The organism is Burkholderia sp. 4M9327F10, from assembly GCF_005503145.1.
Taxonomy (GTDB): domain Bacteria; phylum Pseudomonadota; class Gammaproteobacteria; order Burkholderiales; family Burkholderiaceae; genus Paraburkholderia.
The window spans coordinates 182268-202935 of record NZ_SCNV01000003.1 but is presented as its reverse complement, the minus strand read 5'-3'; the positions used below and the strand labels follow the sequence as shown (position 1 = coordinate 202935).

Annotated in this window: 15 protein-coding genes and 1 pseudogene; 8 read left to right on the top strand and 8 right to left on the bottom strand. The window is 61.9% G+C overall.

All coding sequences use genetic code 11. The features are described from left to right. Positions 1-38 precede the first annotated feature (38 nt). From FFS45_RS05140 to FFS45_RS05125, 4 genes are all read right to left on the bottom strand, one after another. Positions 39-1787 carry an FAD-dependent oxidoreductase gene (locus tag FFS45_RS05140; RefSeq protein WP_249362643.1) on the bottom strand — a complete coding sequence of 583 codons (1749 nt, stop codon included), beginning with the start codon at positions 1785-1787 and terminating at the stop codon, positions 39-41. Positions 1788-1804: 17 nt separating this feature from the next. Beyond that, positions 1805-2197: an SgcJ/EcaC family oxidoreductase gene (locus FFS45_RS05135; protein ID WP_137953627.1), complete on the bottom strand. Its 393-nt coding sequence runs from the start codon at positions 2195-2197 to the stop codon at positions 1805-1807. A gap of 107 nt (positions 2198-2304) precedes the next feature. Beyond that, on the bottom strand, positions 2305-3840 hold the full coding sequence (locus FFS45_RS05130) for a GMC oxidoreductase (protein ID WP_137953626.1): 1536 nt from the start codon (positions 3838-3840) through the stop codon (positions 2305-2307). Between the two features lie 117 nt (positions 3841-3957). Continuing rightward, positions 3958-4899: a LysR family transcriptional regulator gene (locus tag FFS45_RS05125; protein ID WP_137953625.1), complete on the bottom strand. Its 942-nt coding sequence runs from the start codon at positions 4897-4899 to the stop codon at positions 3958-3960. Between the two features lie 238 nt (positions 4900-5137). Between FFS45_RS05125 and FFS45_RS05120 the strand changes: the two genes are divergently transcribed. After that, positions 5138-6049 (top strand): LysR family transcriptional regulator, encoded by a 912-nt coding sequence (locus tag FFS45_RS05120; RefSeq protein WP_171029569.1) that lies wholly within the window; start codon positions 5138-5140, stop codon positions 6047-6049. Here the strand turns inward: FFS45_RS05120 and FFS45_RS05115 are convergent. Both FFS45_RS05115 and FFS45_RS05110 read right to left on the bottom strand, forming a co-directional pair. Further along, positions 5994-6962, bottom strand: coding sequence for a LysR family transcriptional regulator (locus FFS45_RS05115; protein ID WP_137953623.1), 969 nt, complete (start codon positions 6960-6962; stop codon positions 5994-5996). The two genes, FFS45_RS05120 and FFS45_RS05115, sit on opposite strands and share 56 nt — an antisense overlap. A 69-nt stretch (positions 6963-7031) precedes the next feature. Beyond that, the gene (locus tag FFS45_RS05110; RefSeq protein ID WP_137953622.1) at positions 7032-8243 is read right to left on the bottom strand and encodes an MFS transporter; all 1212 of its coding nucleotides are present in this window, start codon (positions 8241-8243) and stop codon (positions 7032-7034) included. 224 nt (positions 8244-8467) lie between these two features. Here FFS45_RS05110 and FFS45_RS05105 point away from each other — a divergent pair, with 224 nt between their 5' ends. The 4 genes from FFS45_RS05105 to FFS45_RS05090 all read left to right on the top strand — a co-directional run bounded on the left by FFS45_RS05105 (position 8468) and on the right by FFS45_RS05090 (position 11593). Further along, a complete protein-coding gene (locus FFS45_RS05105) occupies positions 8468-8950 on the top strand; it encodes a cupin domain-containing protein (protein WP_349292309.1) in 483 nt (160 codons plus the stop codon). A 281-nt stretch (positions 8951-9231) separates the two neighbouring features. Then, positions 9232-9978, top strand: a complete 747-nt coding sequence (locus FFS45_RS05100; protein ID WP_137953621.1) for an SDR family oxidoreductase — start codon at positions 9232-9234, stop codon at positions 9976-9978. Between the two features lie 153 nt (positions 9979-10131). Further along, positions 10132-10986, top strand: coding sequence for a DJ-1/PfpI family protein (locus FFS45_RS05095; protein ID WP_137953620.1), 855 nt, complete (start codon positions 10132-10134; stop codon positions 10984-10986). Between the two features lie 124 nt (positions 10987-11110). Then, entirely contained in the window at positions 11111-11593 is a 483-nt protein-coding gene (locus FFS45_RS05090) for a DUF4440 domain-containing protein (RefSeq protein WP_137953619.1), read from the top strand. A 92-nt stretch (positions 11594-11685) separates the two neighbouring features. Here FFS45_RS05090 and FFS45_RS05085 read toward each other — a convergent pair whose 3' ends face one another. Both FFS45_RS05085 and FFS45_RS05080 read right to left on the bottom strand, forming a co-directional pair. After that, positions 11686-12633: a helix-turn-helix domain-containing protein gene (locus tag FFS45_RS05085; protein WP_137953756.1), complete on the bottom strand. Its 948-nt coding sequence runs from the start codon at positions 12631-12633 to the stop codon at positions 11686-11688. 512 nt (positions 12634-13145) lie between these two features. Next, the gene (locus FFS45_RS05080) at positions 13146-14078 is read right to left on the bottom strand and encodes a LysR family transcriptional regulator (protein WP_137953618.1); all 933 of its coding nucleotides are present in this window, start codon (positions 14076-14078) and stop codon (positions 13146-13148) included. A 214-nt stretch (positions 14079-14292) separates the two neighbouring features. Here FFS45_RS05080 and FFS45_RS05075 point away from each other — a divergent pair. From FFS45_RS05075 to FFS45_RS05065, 3 genes and pseudogenes are all read left to right on the top strand, one after another. Continuing rightward, positions 14293-15069 (top strand): annotated as a pseudogene (locus tag FFS45_RS05075) (putative hydro-lyase); the annotation flags it as partial. A gap of 164 nt (positions 15070-15233) precedes the next feature. Next, positions 15234-16541: an MFS transporter gene (locus FFS45_RS05070; protein WP_137953616.1), complete on the top strand. Its 1308-nt coding sequence runs from the start codon at positions 15234-15236 to the stop codon at positions 16539-16541. A gap of 50 nt (positions 16542-16591) precedes the next feature. Then, the gene (locus tag FFS45_RS05065) at positions 16592-20224 is read left to right on the top strand and encodes a hydantoinase B/oxoprolinase family protein (protein ID WP_137953615.1); all 3633 of its coding nucleotides are present in this window, start codon (positions 16592-16594) and stop codon (positions 20222-20224) included. Positions 20225-20668 lie beyond the last annotated feature (444 nt).

Genomic DNA, 20668 nt, shown 5'->3' with positions numbered 1-20668 from the left:
AAACTTGGGACCGCCCGGTCGCGGCGGGTGTGGTGTGTCTATCGCGCGCTGTCGCGCGTAGCGGCGAGGAAATCATGAACGTGCGCGACTACCGCCGCGCCTTCGCCGGCGGCGGCCGCAACGCGCTTGATCGAAGCGGAACGCACATCGCCGATCGCAAACACGCCTTGCACGCTCGTCTCGAGCGCTGCGCGATCGAGACCGGTGCGCGCCTGAAGCGAGGGCCCCGTCAGCACGAAACCCTTCTCGTCGGTCGCCACGCCACAGTCGTGCAGCCACGACGCGTTCGGCGTCGCGCCTGTGAAGAAGAAGAGATGCGCGGTCTTCAACGTATGCACGCCATCCGGCCCGGAACAACGCACGCCCTTGATCGACCCGCACCGTTGTTCGACGCCGCTCACCTGGGTCCGCGTGTGCAGTGTGACGTTCGGTAACGCGTCTATCCGCTCGATCAGGTAGCGCGACATGCTCGCTTCGAGGCCTTCGCCCCTGACCAGCACATGAACGTGCGCGACCCGCGATGCGAGATACACGATCGCCTGTCCCGCCGAGTTGCCACCGCCGACGAGGACGACTTCCTTACCCTTGCAAAGCTCCGCCTCGACCGGCGAAGCCCAGTAGTAGACCCCGCGTCTGGCGAACGCTTCGAGCCCGTCGATATGCGGCTTGCGGTACGTCGCACCGGTCGCGATCACCACGGTGTGGCATTGCACGCGGGCGCCGCTGTCGAGCGTGAGCACGCGCGGGGAGGATGCGCAGTCGAGCGAGCGGACGCGTGCAGGGATCACGATATGTGCGCCGAACTTCTGCGCCTGCACGAATGCGCGGGCCGCCAATGCCTGCCCGGTAATGCCCGTGGGAAAGCCGAGATAGTTTTCGATGCGCATGCTGGCTCCGGCTTGCCCGCCGGGCGCGCAAGCATCGAATACCGCGACCGAGAGGCCTTCGGAGGCCGCATAGACTGCGGTGGCAAGCCCCGATGGCCCCGCGCCGACAACAGCGACGTCGTACACACGTTCGGCATCAAAATGTGCCAGCCAGCCGAGCTCGGACGCGAGCTGCGCTTCACTTGGCGCGCGCAGCACGGTGCCGTCAGGGCAGATAACGAGCGGCAGATCCTGCTCGGATTGCATCAAGCGACGCAGCCACGCCGCGCTTTCAGGGGTATCGAACGCATCGATCACCGCATGCGGATGCGAGTTGCGCGCGAGGAATTCCTGCAACGCGACGACGCGAACATCGTCCGCGCGCCCGACGATGACCGGACCGCTGCCACCCTCGATCAAGCGCGCGCGGCGCAGGATCATCGAGCGCGTCAGCCGTTCTCCGAGCTCGGCATGGTCGATCAGCAGCTTGCGCAGCCGTTCGGGCGGAATGAGGATGGCCGTCACGTCGTCGATAGCGTACACGTCGACAAGGGACGGACATCCCGACAACTGACCGATCTCGCCTATGGTGTGCATCGGCGTCTGCTCGACCAGCACCCGCGTACGGCCGAGGCCATCGCGGCGGGACACGTGCGCGCGCCCCGCGAGCAACACGAACATCCCGGGCATCGCCTTACCGGTCTCCGCCATCCGTGTGCCCGCAGGATAGAACAGGACCCGGCCGTAGCGGTGCATTCTCTGCACATCGGAATCGGATAGCAGCGGATGCAACTGATGGTCCCGGCAAGTCGGGGGGTCGGGCATCGTCGCGAGCCCCTCGTGCTGCTCGCTGGCAAACGCCGCATACGCACCCTGCACAATCGATGCATTCGGGACGCTTCGTTCAAGTGACGTAACCATGATTAAATCCCTCGCCATCAGGCAGGATTGATCGTCGAGAACGCGTAACGCGCGATCTTCCAGGTTCCGCCCGCCTTCCGGAACAGGAACAGCTCCTGGTTCGCCTCGGCCTTGCTCGCACCTGTTGCATGGATCTTTACGGTGCCCGCCGAGTTGGTCCGCGCCAGCACCCAGCTTTCGCCGATCTGCTGGATCTCCTGTACCGCGAATTTCACCGTGAGCTGAATCGCCCCGAACACCGTGTCGTACGCTTGCCGGATCGCCTCTGCTCCGACGCTCGACGGAAAGTTCTGCGGCATAAACACGCCGTCGTCTGCGTAAAGGCGCATCACCGCCTCGGTATCCGAAGTATTGAGCGCCGTCTCGTATTGCTTCAGCACCTGGTCGACCGCTTTCTCTTCTGCGTTCATTTCAGTTTCTCCGTATATCGTGGATGACTTGATACATTAAGTACTACAAAACATAATCAATAGATATTCGTCTTCGCTACGTTGTGAAATCCGTCACGCCACCGAGCTCAGTCGTAGTAGCGTTCGGCGATGTGTTCTGCCACGGCGATTGTTGTCACGTTGGTGGCAACCGAGATCGCGTCCGGGAAAATCGATGCATCGACCACGCGCAGCCCTTCCGTGCCGTGAACGCGGCCCTCGGGATCCACCACGGCATGCGGGTCGCCGGCCAAGCCCATTGGCGCGGTCGAGGTCGGGTGGTGATAGGTATCGAGTGTCGCCATGATCGAAGCGATTATCTGCTCGTCGCTCTCGGCCGCCGTGCCGGGGGCGAGCTCCGTTTCAATCAGTGTCGCGAGCGGTTCGGTACGGCCGATCCGCCGCGCGAGCTTCACGCCTTCGAGCAGGCGCGCCCGGTCGCCCGGCGCTACAAGAAAGTTCAGATCGATGCGCGGCGCCGCTTGCGGATCACGACTCGCGAGGCGCAACGAGCCGGTCGACTCGGGGCGCGTCAGCGCGACCGCCAGCACGAAGCCGATGCCAGTCGGGCTCTGGTCGTGCGGAAACAGATGTGTCGCCGTGATGTGCAGGTCAAGCTCGCCCGGTTTCGCCGCCGAACTATGGGTCCACAGCTTCGCGCCGATCGCCGGCGACTGCCTGCCGATCCGCTCCGGCCGCGCCGCGTACGCGTTGTAGTAGAACGGATGATCCTTGAGCCGCTGGCCCACAGGCAGATCCGCGATCAGCGGGATCGACAGCGCACGCAGCTCCGCGCCCGGGCCGATGCCCGAACGCAGCAGGATTGCCGCGCTGCCATAAGTGCCCGCGCACAGGATCACTTCGCGTGCGTGGATTTCCTCCCCGTCCGCGAGCCGCACGCCCACGGCGCGCCCGTTGTCGAACACCACCTTGTCGACGAGCACGTGGTCACGAATATGCAGGTTATCGCGCGCCCTCACGCGGTCGCCGAGGTACGCCATGCCGGTGTTCACCCTGACGCCGTTGACGATGTTCATCGGATACGGGCCGACACCGTGCGGGTCCGAGCAGTCGAAGTCGTCGATCAGGCGGTAGCCGTGCTCGAGCGTGGCGTCGATGAACGCCTGCTGCATCGGCGTCGTTTCGCTGCGCGTCAACTGGCGCACGGGCAGCGGCCCGTCGTGGCCGTGCAGCGCCGTGCAACCGGCGTCACGCCGCTCGAGGCGCTTGAACGACGGCAGCATGTCCTCGTAACGCCAGCCCGGCAGATTCCAGTTCGCGAAGTCCTGCGGTCTTGCGCGGATGGCGACCGCGCCGTTGACCGCCGAGCTGCCGCCCAGCACCTTGCCGCGGATCGCGTTGACCGGATGACCGATATAGCCGGCGTCACTCCGGAATCCCCAGTCGTGGTCCGCGTCGCCGCCCACGGTATCGCTGCTCGCGATCACGTGCGGATAGGACCACGCCGGATAGGCCGGTCCCGCCTCGAGCAGCAGCACAGAGCGGCGTATGCGCTCGCTCAGGCGCGAAGCCATCACCGCGCCTGCCGAACCGCCGCCCACGATCAAGACGTCGGCAACCTGCGCGCTGCCTCGCGAACCGTTGAATGCGTCGGAATGGTGCATGGTGAACTCCGTGCGGGATCTGCTGATGTCCTGAACGATAGTCGCCGCAGCCCGCGCGCAACAGGTAGCGCGCGCCGAATCCGAAGTTCGGTTCCGGCGAACACCGCGATGACGCTATCAGCCCGCGGCGTGCTCGCCGATCAGTCCCGCCTTGACCAGCTCGACGTCCCAGCGTGAAGGATGGCCGATCTCGTCAGCCAGAAAATCGATGAGCACGTGAATCTTCGGCGGTGTGCGTACGGTCTTGCGATAGACAGCCGAAATTTGTCCGCCTGAAGGGGAATACCCTTGCAGCACCGCGACAAGCTCGCCTGCGAGCATCGGTTCCGCAGCAAGGAAAGTCGGCAGGATCGCGAGACCGAGCCCCGCTCGCGCACCTTCGAGCAGCAGATGCCCGGAGTCCGTGCGCATGCGCGTGCCGATACGGAACGACTGGCGTCTGCCGTCAAGCGGCAGGCTCCACATGCCGTTCGGCTCGCGGTTGTAATAGATGAGACCGTCGTGTTGAGCGAGCTCGCAGGGATGCGCAGGCGTGCCCTGCCGCTCCAGATAGGCCGGGCTCGCGCAGATCAGATGCCGGTTCACCGTGATGGTCCGTGCCACCAGACTGGAGTCCGATAGCTCGCCCATACGGATCGCCATGTCGTATTGGCCGTCCTGCAGGCTGACGACGCGATCCTGCGCCTCCACGTCGAGGCACAGGTCGGGATGCATTGCCGCGAATTTCGACAATATCGGCCCGAGGTGGCGTGTCATGAAGGCCATCGGCACGGCAATGCGGAATGTGCCGCGCAGGCCAGACTGCGCGTCCTGTACCGACTCCTCCGCGCGCTCCACGTCTTCGAGCACGCGCGACGCGCTTTCGTAGAACAGCACGCCAGCCTGCGTCATGCGCAGCGGACGACCGCGTTCGAGCAGCGCGCATCCGAGCCGCTTCTCCAACTGCTGGATGCGCTCGCTCACGATCGACTTGGTCGTACCCAGCCGTCGCGCGGCTTCCGAGAAGCTCGCTGCGTCCACCACCGTCACGAACGTGGTCATGTCGGTGAATTTGTTCATACGGATTCCTCAAAGCGCGTCATGCGGTCCGGCACTGGCCCGCATTGTCCGATGATGCGAACGGTATCGCAGCATCTCTGTCCCTGTTAGAGGAAGGAAACGGAAATCTGTTTTCCATTTCCGGGAAGATACAGCAATCGAAGCACCAGCCCGCGCGCTACCAGCCCCTCAAGAACCGCCGTTGCTTGTTGCCGGCGCGGCGATGGCGCACAATGAATTTTCCATTTATGGAAAAACGATGGCCGATCTCAACGCGCTGGTCGTCTTCGCCAGAGTCGTCGATGCGGGCAGCTTCTCCGAGGCTGCGCGCCGCCTCGACATGCCGGTCTCGACCGTGAGCCGCCGCATCGCCGATCTCGAGCAGGCGCTAGGCGTGCGCCTGCTCGAACGCTCCACGCGCCGGTTGCAGCTCACCGAACTGGGACGCGAAGTGTACGAGCATGCCGCGCGTACGGCTCAACTCGGCGCGGCGATCGAAAGCGTCGTGTCCGACCGGCTTTCCGACATCTCCGGGGTACTTCGGCTATCGTCTCCGCCCAGCATCGCCGATACGCTGTTGACGCCGCTCGTCATCGCGTTTCAGAAGCGCTACCCGAATGTGCGCATCCAGATTCTCGTCACCGATCGCCATGTCGATCACATCGCCGACGGTGTCGATCTCGTCCTGCGCGTCGGCGCGCTGCGCGACTCTTCACTGGTGGCAAGGCGGCTCATCGCTTACCGGCACCGGCTTGTCGCAACCCCTGACTATCTGCGCGGCAGCAAGCCGCCGAAAGAGCCACGCGATCTGCTCGGGCACCGGCTGCTCACCTTCTCGCAGTGGAAGCCGGAGAGCGTGTGGAACTTTGTGCATCGCAACGGCCGGGGTAAGGAGACGCTTACCTTCCAGCCGCACTTCAGCATCAACGACTTCGCCGGCCTCGCGCCTGCGCTGCTGACGTGCGGCGGTATCGGCGAGTTGCCGCCGCTCGTGCGGCCTGATCTCGTGCGCGAAGGCAAGCTCGTCGAGGTCATGCCTCACTGGCATCTGCAGACATTCAATCTTTCGCTCGTCCATCTCGGCAACCGGCATATATCAAAGCCATGCCGGCTGTTCAAGGATTTCGCCATTCAGATGGCGCCTTCGCAATTTCCGGATCTGCCGGAATAAAACCGGCCGGCAACGAGGCGAAGAGACCCGGCACCATCTGCGCGGCAAAGTCCCGGAAGATGCGAACCTGCCGCGGCAGATAGCGATCCCGCAGGTTGGCAATGGTCAGATCAAACACCGGCAGATGCCAGTCCGGCATCACCTCGACAAGCAGCCCTTTGCGCATCAGCTCGGGCTGCACAATGGGCGGCAGCTCGCCGATGCCATCCCCTTCCAGCAGCGCAACGACGATACCGGTGTAATCGTTCATCGCGATGGCCGGTTGAAAGGAAAGCGTTTCGGTATCCAGGCCATTCGCGTGCACGAAGCGCCAGCTATAGTCCGGCCGCCAGAACGAAAACGCGAACAGCCGGTGCTGCAGAAGATCTCGCGGTGTTTGCGGCGCCTCGCAGCGGGCCAGATAGGCTGGACTCGCGACCAACTGGTGCCGATACGTCAGCAGTTTGCGCGCATCGAGCGTCGGATCGGTGAAGGTGCCCACCTTGAGCGCGATATCGACGTCCTCCGCGATCTGGTCGACAATGCGCTCCGTGACGAACGCCTGCACCCGCACCTTCGGATACGCCTGCTGAAATGCACCGACGACCGGCACGACCAGCGAGTCGGAGATGCTGGGCGGCGCACACAGCCTGAGAACACCGGACACTTCCGGCAGCCGGTTGGAGATGACGTTGTCCACCGCCTCGCTAACCTCGGCGGTATGCCGTGCGAACTCGAATACCTCGGCGCCGAGATCGGTCAGCCGCAGATGATGCGTCGAGCGTTCGAGCAGGCGCACGCCAAGCTGATTCTCCAGTTCGGAGATGCGGCGGCTCACGGTCGAAATCGGCATCTTCAGACGCCGCGCGGCTTCAGAAAAGCTGCTGGCCTCGACAACCTTGGTGAATATCAGCAGGGCGTTCAGGTCTTTCATCACCGCTCCTCCCCCGCTTCTGTTTCGAGAATGCCGTTCCGGCGACTGGACGGGACGCGGCCTCGGATTTCACGCGGCCGACGCCGTGCTATCTAACGTAGGCCTGCGGCGCATGAGAATCAAGAGCAGAACCAACGCGGTTGCGGAGCACAGAATAGCGACCTCTAACAAGGCAGCGTCGCCGAACCTCGTTAACAGTGCAATGAAAAGTGGCGGTGAGGCGGCGCAAATCACGTTAAGAGGGAGCGCGATATGCGATGCCGCCAAGGCGTAATCCGCCTTGTCATAAAACACCAGGGGTATCGTTGCGCGTGCAACTGCGAATGCTCCGCTGCCCAAACCGTAGAGAACCACGAACACCGCAATGGCATGATGCGAACCGTGGTCCAGCATGAGCAGTACCATCGACAGCGAGAGAACAATGCCCGCAAAAATACCTGTCGATATTCCATCCCACCTTGCGCCGCCGAGAAAATCGACCGCACGCGCCCCCACCCGGATGACACCGAGCGCAGAGCCAAAGGCAACAGCTTGATTTGCCGGCAACCCCAAGGCCTTGAGCAACTCGATAAATATTGCGCTGAACCCGAATGTGACGAACGCATTCAATGTAATCGCTATCGCGATCAGGTAGAACGTGCCTGTCCGAGCAGGCGCGCGAGGCGTTGCTTCAGCGGTCTGTTGTGGAGATTGATTGTGCGGTGCTACAGACGCCGGAAGTCCAAACACGTGAAGCGGGAGGGATATCAACGCCATCGTTGCCGCGTAAATCGCACAGACCCCATGCCATCCAACCACCTTCTCGAGAAGCGATGCGACTGGCCAGAAAACACTGCTCGACAGTCCCGTAATCAGCATCAGGCCGCCGATCGCGCGTTTTGCACCCGGGCCGGCAAGCTCGTTGAGCATGATATAGGCAGCTGTCGAGAGCGTCGCGCTACCTGCCGTTCCTAGCACCACCCAGCCGGAGAAGTACAACAAAGGCCCACGACATACGGCAAGCAACAGGAAACCGAGGGCAAACAGAATGGTGCCGCCGATCATGACGCGCCTCGCACCAAACCGGGCAAAGACCTTGGCCAAAACTGGAGCCCACAGCCCCATGAGCACATAAAGTACAGAGTTGGCTGCGAAGACGGATGAAATGTCCATCTTCAGGTCGCTGGCTATCTGCCTTCCGACGATTGATGGCAAACCTACGGTTCCCCAGCCGATTACCTGCGTGACAGACAGTACGGAAAGTGGAATCGCAATCTTTTTGTCAGGGAAACGTATGCGCATCGACTGTCCGTGGTCGGAAGGGATCGAAACTGGTGTTGTATTTTAGCGAAGAGGCCATTCCAACTAGCCGTTATTCCTCCACTTGTACGGGGGGAATAAAAAGCCTGGGGTGCGCGTTATGTCATTGTCCCATTCACTTGACGATGTCACGAGGCCGTAGGCTCGTCTTGGCAAACTGGGAAGCATGATGATTCCGCCGTTCAAGGCCCACCCCGCCGCGATAAGTGACTTGCGTTCGACAATGCAGCGTTATCTGGAGAATTGATGAATACCCGTGCACACAAGCCCCTCCCCCCACCTGCCAGCTTGTGCAAGCAGGCCCGGAGTTCGAGGGCAAACAAGGACTCACCTACGCCGTCGGCATCTCAGCGGAAACCGTGGGATCGAAGCATGTACATCTTCAGCTAGCAACAATTCCGCCCGGTGGCCGCGCCAAAGCGCATCTCCACGCGGAGCATGAAACCGCTATCTACCAGCTGAGCGGTGTCTCGGGGTGCTGGTATGGCGAACGACTGGAACAACATGCGGTGGTTCGAGCCGGGGACTTTTTTTATATTCCCGCAGGGGTACCGCATGTTCCGTACAACGCGAGCCCGGATGAGCCTTGCGTTGCGGTTATCGCCCGAACGGATCCCAACGAACAGGAAAGCGTCACGATGCGGCCGGATCTTGACGCCCTGGTTCCCTGGGCCGGCGTTACGCCGTGACTGCTCCAGATCGGCTGACTGTCTGGCTCAGCCTGGCAACCGCAGAGCGGCGGCGGACGGCATTGTGCGGGATTTGTACAGACGTGCGATGCCGCCACTAAACGCCGAGATGCGTTAGTCATCAGTACAAGTTGAGTGGCGTTTTTTGAGGGTTATAAGACCTTTGAGCCATTTGCTTCACGTTCCATACTTCGTGTGGAAGATCATGCTGCGGAAAGCGCACAAACGCCATTGCGTTTTGAAGCTTCGGCCTGGTCAATAACACGTAAAAGGAATAGAAGATGAGGCTCAAGAACAAGTCAGCTTTAATCACGGGTGGTACCAGTGGCATCGGTCTTGCAACCGCGAAGCTGTTCATTGCAGAAGGTGCCCGAGTTGCGGTTACTGGCCGCGACAATGCCGTGTTTGAGCGTGTGAAGGCCGAGCTTGGCGAGAATGCGCTCGTTCTCAAGGGCGACGTACGTTCGATCACGGACATGCGAGCGATTGCCGCTGAGGTAAAAGAGAAGTTCGGCGGCCTGGATGCCGTGTTCGCCAACGCTGGCTGGGCTTTCCCATCGGCAGTCAACGACATCGATAACGATCTCTATAACGAGATCATGGACATCAACGTCAAGGGCGTGGTGTTCACGCTTCAAGCTGTGCTGCCATACTTGCGAGAAGGTTCATCAGTTATCCTAAATACATCATTTGTCGCGCAGACCGGCAAGCATGGCATCTCGTTGACTGCTGCGGCGAAGGCTGCCGTGCGATCGCTTGCCCGCAGTTGGTCCTACGAGTTTCTCGACCGGAAGATCCGCTTTAACGCGATCGCTCCCGGCGCGATCAATACGCCTCTGATCACCAAGTGGGGCATGCCCGACGAATGGGTACGCGACCGTAAGGCCGAATTCGCCAAAGCTATTCCGGTGGGCCACATGGGCAAGGCCGAGGACATTGCCAACGCGGCACTCTATCTCGCTAGCGACGAATCCTCCTACGTTGTCGGCACCGAACTGATCGTCGACGGCGGCGCCTCGCAGCTTTAAGCCTGCGATTCCCGCTTCCAGAGCCCTACACGTCATCCGGGCTCATCCACATCTTGATCTCACGTCCACCACGTTGTTCGTCGTGGTGGTATTTCAATCTGGCCCAGCCTGGTTGCGCTCGCAGAGGGGGCCGAAGTGCAAGGAGAAATTATCTTGACCGACAGTAGCGAAAGCAATGCTTCCGGAGAGCAACTCACCAGAGCAGGTCGTTCGCGCCGCGATGTTCTCAAGTTTGGAAGCGTCGCCACCCTCGGCGCCGTCCTGGGTGGTGGAGCCCTGCTTGGGCATGCCACTCCCGTTTTTGCGCAGACCGGCAGCGAGGGGGCACTTGCCCCGAATGATCCCCTCAATATTTTGATCGTCAATTACGATGGAGGCACACTTCTCGACTTCGCCGGTCCCAGCGAGATTTTCCACCGGCTACCGAATACGAACGTTCGCTACGCGAGCCTCAATGGAGGCAACGTGACCCTCGAATTTGGAGTCGTGTATGGCAAGACTGAACGGCTGGCCGATATCGAGAAAACAGACATGATCCTGGTCCCCGGCGGGTCCAATTTGACAGCGCCGATGCAACCAGAGTATCAAGCGCAGATCCGGCGTCTGGCAGAAAGCGCCAAACACGTTACGTCGGTTTGCAACGGATCACTTGTGCTCGCCGCAACGGGCGTTCTCAAGGGTAAGCGCAGCGCCTGCCATTGGGCCTTCGTCAACAAGCTGTCCGAATACGGCGCCATTCCCGTTCCCGATCGCTTCGTAGAAGACGACAACGGCCGGTTCATGAGCGGCGGCGGCGTGACGGCGGGCATCGACTTCGCACTCCGCGTTGCAGCGAAGCTACGCGGTCAACAGGCCGCTGAATTCACACAACTCGTGATCGAATATGATCCCGCTCCGCCGTTCCACTCCGGTCATCCCAGAGACGCGCGGCCGGAAATAATCGCGATGGCCGACAAAGAATTGCCCGGTGCATCCAGAGGGCTCGCACGAATCCCAGGCGTTCTCTGAAACGCTTGCGAGCAACGTGTGCGGCCATCCGCTGGCCTCGATGCAGGCCGCAGCCGACATGGCCTCCTCCACCTGCGCATTTGGCGCAGCCCTTTCAATTTAAGCCAGGATCAGGAATCACTCGATGCAACAAATCCGTCTTTGTGCTGCTGCTCTTGCAGCCTGCGTCTCCTTTTTCATGTTTACGGGGCCGGCCACTGCCGGTGATTCGCAACGTCCGCCCGAAGCGGCCATCAAAGCCGAAAACGCGCGATGGGCGGATGCCTTTGGACGAGGGGACTACGAGGCGATAGGTCACCTCTATACAAACGATGGCACACTCTTGCCACCTGGAGGCGACAAGGTAACGGGGAGTAGCGCGATCACCGGCTACTTCACCAAGGGATATGCCGGATCCAAGCCTGACACTGTATCGTTCAGCAATTACGAGTTCTACGGTAATGATCGAATCGTGACCGAGGTTTCGGATGCGGAGATTCGTGACCCGGGTGGAAAGCTCAAATTCCGCGGTAAGCAGATTCTCATCTTTCTGAAGCAGGGCGACGCCTGGAAGTTGCACCGCGACATCTGGAATGATTACGCAGCCCTAAAAACTGACGGTCATTGATCGTCCGGCGAAATAGATAGTCGCGTACCGAAAGCGCCACCGGGCCATTAGACGGACGTTGGCCAGACAGCGCGCTGATCGGCGGCGGCCGATCAGCGCGCTCCGTTAGATCGGCTCTCGCGTCGGATCGCTTGCGGTGGGTGCCCATGCAGTTTGATGAAGGCCCTCCGCATCCGTTCTGGATCCGTGAATCCCACGGCCAGGGCAATCTGTTCGATCGGTTCGCTACCGCCCTGCAGGCGCAGCCTCGCAGCTTCGACTCGCAAGCGCTCGACCGCCTTGGCAGGTGTTTCACCGGTTTCACGGCGAAAAGCTCGTCCGAACTGTCGCAAACTCAATCTTGCGGCGTCGGCAAGTCGTTCGACAGGTAGCGCTTCAGCCAGATGTTCCCTGGCAAAATTCAGGGCGATGCGGATACGATCCGATTCCGGCTCCATCTGCGACATGGCAGAGAATTGAGACTGACCTCCTGGCCGACGATACGGAACAACCAAAAGCCTGGAAACAGCGCGCGCAATCTCCGCGCCCATGTCTTTTTCAATCATGCCGAGCGCCAGATCTATTCCGGAAGCGATGCCCGCCGACGTCCAGATGCGGCCATCCACGATATAGATACTATCGCCCTCGACCCTGATGCGAGGGAAGCACGACTGCAATAGAGCAGCGTATCGCCAGTGCGTCGTCGCTCTCAAGCCATCCAGCAAGCCGGTTTCCGCAAGCAGAAACGCCCCGGTACACACGCTTGCCACCCGCGAGGCCCTGACTCCCAATTTCCTGGCAGCGGCGATGTTCTCCGGCGTCTGCATCGGATCTATATCACCGCCCACGAAAACAACGGTGTCAAACGTACGCCTTCCGATCGGCTTTGTCTCGATCGAAAGGGCGGTATTGCCAGGAACCGGGCCTCCGGACTCCGAGATTACATGAAGATCATATGGAGTATGGCCAGCGGCTGTGATCACCTGATTGAACGCGGAAAGTGGTCCACCAAGATCAAGAGCATCGTGGCCACGGCAAACGAAGAATCCAATTCGATGCATGACGAAGTCGTTCGCTGAAAACCCCAGAAAGGCGCATTTTACGGGGAACCCTCGAATAGTGCCATTTGACCTGAAATGAGGGAAAAATGTCATTTACGCCCTCATCAAATACCCGTACAGCCGATGCCCGGAACAGCGCAGGCAAGTCATACAGATCGAAGAGGTGGACGTTCATTCTGAACGTCAGCGTAGCTACCACGCGCTTATTGGCTGCAAGAATTGCGTTCGCAAAGTCCGACAAAAATACAGAATAAGTGGGATCAAAACCAGAGGCCTGTAGTGTCTTCCGCGTCGATCGACGCTCTATCGACGAGAACTTCCATTGTCGACCCGCTGCTGCCATTCGCGCCGTTCGGGTCCAAGGGCAGATATCCGAGCGAAGCGGTCGTATAAATGACACTAATCCAGCAATGGCGAGCGGCGCTCGTGGGCGCATAGCGCCGTATTTGACACACTGATCCGCAGGGTCATACTATCGCATCTCCTCAACGGATGTCGGCAAGGACCCAGTTTTACAAGCGCTCAATCAAGCGCCGATCCTCCAACTCGCAATACCCATGACATGCCGCACGCGCCGCGTTCGCCGCGCCGTGTACGAGCAACGGTGCATCCGCGCGGCGTGACATCGACACCACGATGGACGGCGGCGAAGGCTGCAACGGCAACTCCACCACCTCGCCGCGGGCGATCAGATCGTCGACAAAGAGACGCGGAATCGCCGCCACGCCAAACCCATCGCGCACGAGTCGCACGATCACCGAAATCGACGGGGAGCCCGTGATGCGCGTATCCGAGAGCGGCACGCCATTGGCGAGCGCCAGCTTGCCGACGATGTCCTCCAGCGCGCGATGCGGCGCCGTTCCGCGCCCGAACGTCAGGATCGGATGACGCAGCACGCGTTTCGCGAGCCCGCTGCGCGAGAGCGGCAACAGACCCGCGCGCGCTACCCAGTGCACCGGATAGTTCGCGAGCGCGTCGCACACCACGGATTCCTCGTCGCTGCCTTCCACGCGAATGATGAGATCGAGTTCGCCCGCTATCAGCCGCCGCTGCAAAACAACGCTCACGTCCACCGCCAGCTCGACTTCGAGTTGCGGGAAGTCGTCCGCGAGACGCCGCATGTAATCGGCGAGCCAGCTATGCACGACCGTCTCGATCACGCCGAGCCGCAGTTTGCCGCGCATCGCGCCTTCATGTGACGCGGCGGCCTGCAACTGGCGCGTCGCTTCCACCACGGCCTTCGCATAGCCCAGCAGATATTCGCCGTTCGCCGTAAGCCGGAAATCACGGCTCTCGCGATCGACGAGTGTGGTCCGCAATTCGTCTTCCAACGCTTTCAGACGCTGCGAGATCGCCGCGGGCGTGGCGTGCAAAGCTGTCGCCGTGGTGCGAAAACTGCGCAGCTTGGCCAGCGTGACGAAGGTTTCGAGAAAGCGCGTGTTCATAGGCCGAAGGTGGCAAAAGCGACTGGGAGAACTGCTCCAAAAAACTCATCGTGATTCGGGAAAACCCGTGATTTCGTTAAGAAATTCTATTCACTTTTCGCAAATAAAACTAGTTGGCGTCATATTTTCTTCTTTTCTATGCTTTGTCTGAGCGCACAAACATCGCACGCCGCCCTTAAAGGCGACCCAGAGCCACCCGCACGAGCACGCTGACACCATGACGCCATTCGAATTCCGCCAAGCCGTACGCCATCGCGACTTCCGCGGCCCGACGGCCGGCCATTGCGGCGACTACGCGCAAGCCAATCTCGCGATCCTGCCGGCCGCGTACGCGCACGATTTCCTGCGCTTCTGTCATGCGAATCCGAAGCCGTGTCCATTGCTCGGCGTGGGCGAGCCCGGCGACTTCCGCGTGCCGGTGCTCGGCCGCGACATCGATATCCGCACCGATGTTCCGGCCTACAACGTCTATCGGGATGGCGAGTTGAGCGCATGCGTCGAATCGATCGAAGCACACTGGCAGGACGATTTCGTCGTGTTCGCCATCGGCTGCTCGTTCTCGTTCGAACACATGCTCGCGAAGGAAGGCATCGGACTGCGCCACGTTGAAGAAGGCCGAAACGTGCCGATGTATCGCACGAACATTCCGAACCAGCGCGCCGGTGTGTTCGGCGGCGAACTCGTCGTGTCGATGCGTCCGCTCCGCGGCGCCGACGCGATCCGCGCCGTGCAGATCACGAGCCGCTTTCCGGGCGTGCACGGCGCACCCGTGCATATCGGCGATCCGGCGGAACTCGGTATTGCCGATCTCGCGCGCCCCGAGTTCGGCGATGCGGTGACGATCCACCCGGGCGAACTGCCGGTCTACTGGGCCTGCGGTGTGACGCCGCAAACCGCGTTGATGGCCGCGAAGCTACCGCTCGCCATCGCCCACGCGCCGGGACATATGTTGATGACGGACATCACCAACGCATCGCTGGCCATCTTCTGACCGTTCCTGCGTCGCGCGTGGCCTGACACCGTGCGGCCGGGCCACAACCCAATCACAGCATCCCGAAGCCATCCGGCGGCCAATCGGCCCGGAGGGAAAGACGCATCCCTAAGCTTTTGCGTGGCTTCGCTCGTTACTCATGCGTCTATTCACAGGAGCAGCAGATGGACAGCAAGACACTCACGGCAAGCGTCGACGATGCCACCAACATGACAGCAGCGGCAGACAGTCCGCAGCTTTCCTGGTACGCGGAAGCCGGTCCGCGCGCACGCCGCGCGTTCTGGAGCTGCAAGGTCGGCTATATGCTCGACGGCATGGACACGCAGATGCTGTCCTTCGTTATTCCGACGCTCGTGGCCACCTGGGGCATCTCGCTTGCCGACGCCGGCTTCATCGGCACGATGACGCTGCTTTCGTCCGCGCTGGGCGGTTGGATCGCGGGGATACTCTCCGATCGCATCGGCCGCGTACGCACGTTGCAACTCACCGTGCTGTGGTTCGCGGTGTTCACGGCGTTGTGCGGTCTCGCACAAAACTACGGCCAGCTGCTCGCCGCTCGCGCGCTCATGGGCTTTGGCTTCGGCGGCGAATGGACGGCGGGCGCCGTGCTGATCGGCGAGGTGATCCGCGCACGCGATCGCGGCAAGGCGGTCGGTCTCGTGCAATCCGGCTGGGCGCTCGGCTGGGGCATGGCCGCCCTGCTCTACGCCGTGCTGTTCTCCGTGATGGCGCCTGAAATCGCGTGGCGCGCGTTGTTCCTGATCGGGCTCGTGCCGGCGCTCCTCGTGCTCTTCATTCGCCGATACGTGAAAGAACCCGAAGTATTCGAGCAAGCGAAGGTTGCGCAGCAGGACGCGCAGGACACACCCCGCTTCACCGAAATCTTCGCACCCCGGCTGCTTTCGACAACGCTGCGCGCCGCACTCCTCACCACTGGCGCACAAGGCGGCTACTACGCGATCACGACATGGCTGCCGACGTACCTCAAGACCGAACGACATCTCACGGTGCTGGGCACAGGCGGCTATCTGGCGATGATCATCGCCGGTTCGTATACGGGTTATCTGTGCAGCGCGTGGCTCACGGACCGCATCGGCCGCAAGCCGAACTTCATCCTGTTCGCGCTCGGCTCGATGGCGATTGCTTTCGCGTACACCTCGTTGCCGTTCACGAATGCGTCGATGCTGTGGCTCGGCTTTCCGCTTGGCTTCTTTGCGTCGGGCATTTTCTCGGGCATGGGCGCATTCCTCACCGAACTCTTTCCGACCCGCGTACGCGGCTCAGGCCAGGGCTTTTGCTACAACGTCGGCCGCGCGATCGGGGCGCTGTTCCCCGTGCTGATCGGCGCCCTGTCGAGCCGGTTTGGCCTTGGCACGAGCATCGGGATATTCGCGGTAGCCGCATACGGCGTGCTGATCATCGCCGCGCTCACGTTGCCCGAAACGCGCGGCCGCGAACTCGAATCGGCCTGATTCGCCTCTCTCGCATCTCTTACACCTTTCGCATCAAAGACCTCGACACCATGACGCACGATCACAGCTCCGATGTTTGCACGCCGTCCCGCTGGCAGTTCTGGATAGACCGCGGAGGCACCTTTACCGATATCGTCGCGCGCCGCCCGGACGGCACGCTCACTACGCACAAGCTGCTCTCTGAAAACCCGGAGCAGTATCGCGATGCGGCCGTCGCAGGGATTCGTCATCTGCTCGGGTTGCAAGCCGGTGAAGCGATCACCCCGCACGACGTCGAAATGGTCAAGATGGGGACAACGGTCGCGACTAACGCCTTGCTCGAACGCAAGGGCGAACCGGTCGCGCTCGTCACCACACGCGGCTTTCGCGATGTGTTGCGAATCGCGTATCAGAACCGCCCGCGCCTCTTCGATCTCGACATCGCCTTGCCGGAAGCGCTCTATGAGCGCGTAGTCGAAATCGACGAACGCGTCAGCGCGCAAGGCGAAGTCGTTGCGCCACTCGATTGCGTTGCGGCAGAACGCGCACTGCGCGAAGTTTACGACGCGGGGATTCGCGCGCTCGCCATCGTGCTGATTCACGGGTATCGGCACACGTCGCATGAACGTGAGCTGGCCGATCTGGCACGTCGTATCGGCTTCACGCAGATCTCCGTGTCGCACGAAGTTTCGCCGCTGATGAAAATGGTCTCCCGCGGCGATACGACCGTCGTGGACGCGTATCTGTCGCCGATCCTGCGGCGTTACGTCGATCAGGTTGCGCACGAAATGCCCGGCGTGAACCTGCAGTTCATGCAGAGCAGCGGCGGACTGACACGCGCCGATGTCTTCCAGGGCAAGGACGCAATTCTTTCCGGTCCGGCGGGTGGCATCGTCGGTATGGTGCGCGCGGCGCAGGCGGCGGGCTTCGAGCGCGTGATCGGCTTCGACATGGGCGGCACGTCCACGGACGTCTCGCACTTCAACGGCGAGTTCGAGCGCGTGTTCGAAACCCAGGTAGCCGGCGTACGCATGCGCGCGCCGATGATGAGCATACACACGGTAGCGGCTGGCGGCGGTTCGGTGCTCGGCTTCGACGGCGCGCGGCTGCGTGTCGGCCCCGACTCGGCAGGCGCGAATCCCGGCCCCGCCGCGTACCGGCGCGGCGGCCCGCTCGCGGTCACCGACTGCAACGTGATGCTCGGCAAGATCCAGCCCGACTATTTCCCGCGCGTGTTCGGTCCGCATGCAAACGAGCCGCTGGATCGCGATATCGTCGCGCAACGCTTTCAGGCGCTTGCTGACGAGATTTTCACGGCGACGGGGCAGCGCCGCACGCCCGAAGAACTCGCGGAAGGCTATCTGGAGATCGCCATCGGCAGCATGGCGAACGCGATCAAGAAAATTTCCGTGCAGCGCGGCCATGACGTCTCGCAGTACGTGCTGACGACGTTCGGCGGCGCAGGCGGTCAGCACGCCTGCGGGGTGGCCGACGCGCTCGGCATGACGCGCGTGTTCGCGCATCCGCTCGCAGGCGTGCTCTCCGCGTACGGCATGGGGCTCGCGGATCAAACCGCCATGCGCGAACGGGCGCTGGAAATCAGGCTCGACGCAGCCTCGCTGCCAACCCTCGAAGCCGCACTCGATGCCCTCGCGGACGACGCCACTCGCTCCCTGCTCGAACAGAGCGTCGACGCGGCGCGCATCACGACCGAGCGGCGTGTGCATCTGCGTTATCAAGGCACCGATTCGTCGCTTGCCGTGCCCGCGGGCAGCGTCGACGCAATGCGCGCCGCGTTCGAAGCGGCGTATCGGCAACGCTACGCGTTCCTGATGGCGGATACGCCCCTCATCGCGGAACTTGCGTCCGTCGAAGCCATTGGTCATTCCGATGCGCCCGTCGATGCAGGCAACCTGTCGCCGCGCGCGGCAGACGACGCGCTTCGTGCGCAGACGGTCGTGCGCCTCTATTCGGGGGGCGCGTGGCACGACGCGTCGCTCTACCAGCGCGACACGCTGTGCGCCGGCGACACGATAGATGGCCCGGCGATCATCGCTGAAAAGAACGGCACCACCGTGGTCGAGCCGGGCTGGCAAGCCGTTCTGACCACACAGGGCAACGTGGTCATGACGCGTGTACAACCGCTGCCCACTCGCCGTTCGATCGGCACCGAGGCCGACCCCGTGCGCCTCGAAATCTTCAACAACCTGTTTATGTCGATTGCCGAGCAAATGGGTTTGCGCCTGCAAAACACGGCGTATTCGGTCAACATCAAGGAGCGTCTAGACTTCTCGTGCGCGATCTTCGACGACGCAGGAAGCCTGATCGCCAACGCCCCGCACATGCCGGTGCATCTCGGCTCGATGGGCGAGAGCATCAAGACGGTGATCGAGCGCAATCGCGGCGCGATGCGCGACGGCGACGTGTTCATGCTGAACGACCCGTATCACGGAGGCACACACTTACCCGACGTGACCGTCATTACGCCCGTGTTCGCGGACGGTTCGTCCGAGCCGCTCTTTTACGTCGGCTCGCGCGGTCATCATGCGGATATCGGCGGCATTACGCCAGGCTCGATGCCGGCGGCCTCCTCGCATATCGAAGAAGAAGGCGTCCTGATCGACAACTGGCAGCTCGTCTCGGCGGCCGTGCTGCGCGATGCCGACACGCGCGCGCTGCTCGCGTCCGGTCGCTATCCCGCGCGCAACATCGCGCAGAACATGGCCGATCTACGCGCGCAGATCGCAGCGAACCAGAAAGGCGTGGACGAGTTGCGTCGCATGGTCGCGCAATTCGGCCGAGACGTGGTGCTCGCCTTCATGCGTCACGTGCAGGACAACGCGGAGGAAGCGGTGCGCCGCGTGATCGGCGCGCTCAAGGACGGCAGCTATCGCTACGAACTCGACAATGGCGCGGTGATCGAGGTCGCGATTCGTGTCGATGCCGCGACGCGCAGCGCCACGGTCGATTTCAGCGGCACGTCTGCGCAGTTGCCCAATAACTTTAACGCGCCGAAGGCGGTCTGCATGGCGGCGGTGCTCTATGTGTTCCGTACGCTAGTTGGCGACGATATCCCGCTCAACGCAGGTTGCCTCAGGCCGCTGTCGGTAATCGTTCCCGACCGCTCGATGCTCAATCCGGTGTATCCGGCGGCGGTGGTATCGGGTAACGTGGAAACGTCGTCCGCAATCACCAATGCGCTGTATGGCGCGCTCGGTATCGTGGCATCGAGCCAAGGGACGATGAACAACTTCACCTTCGGCGACGCCCGCTACCAGTACTACGAAACGATTGCGGGCGGCAGCGGCGCGGGCAACGGTTTCAGCGGCGTCGATGCTGTGCAGACACACATGACCAACTCGCGCCTGACCGATCCCGAGGTGCTTGAATGGCGCTACCCGGTGCGGCTCGAATCGCATGTGATCCGCGCGGAATCGGGTGGCGCGGGACGCTGGCGTGGAGGTAACGGTGCGATCCGGCGCATTCGCTTTCTCACGCCGATGACGGCGTCGATTCTGTCGAATAACCGCATTCATGCGCCTTTCGGCGCGGGTGGCGGACGGGCGGGAAGATGCGGCAGCAATCGCGTCGAGCGCGTGGACGGTCAGATCGTCGCTTTAGGTCATATCGCGAGCGTCGAGATGGAGGCGGGAGATGTGTTCGTGGTGGAAACGCCGGGGGGCGGCGGTTTCGGGGAAGTTTAACTCCCATACAGCGAGGCCTGCGTCCAACCTGGGCTCGTCGTGCCACACTGGTATGGTTGACCGGCCAGCCGAGGGTAGGACGCCTCCCAGAAGTAAAGCAGCCGTTCGAGGGTCCCGGGCGCCGCCAGTGCGAACGGCCGTTCATGGCCGAACCCGGCCCGGCGGCGATCGGCTCAGGTCGACCCGGACCCCCCCAAAAAGCAGCTTTGTGAACGTCCGCTCTTCGACGGACATAGGACGCTTGGCAACGGACGACCTCGTGACAGAACCGGATAAGCGCGACGTCTCGCGAGTTAAGGTCGAAAATGGCGGCTACGTGCCGATAGTGTGACAGGAGGCGAATTTCTCGCCTGTCGGATCAGCGACGCCATTCGATTGCCGGAACACTCTACGGCAAGCGGAGAGCGCCTGGCCATTGCCTTTGACCAGGATCAGAGTCGCATC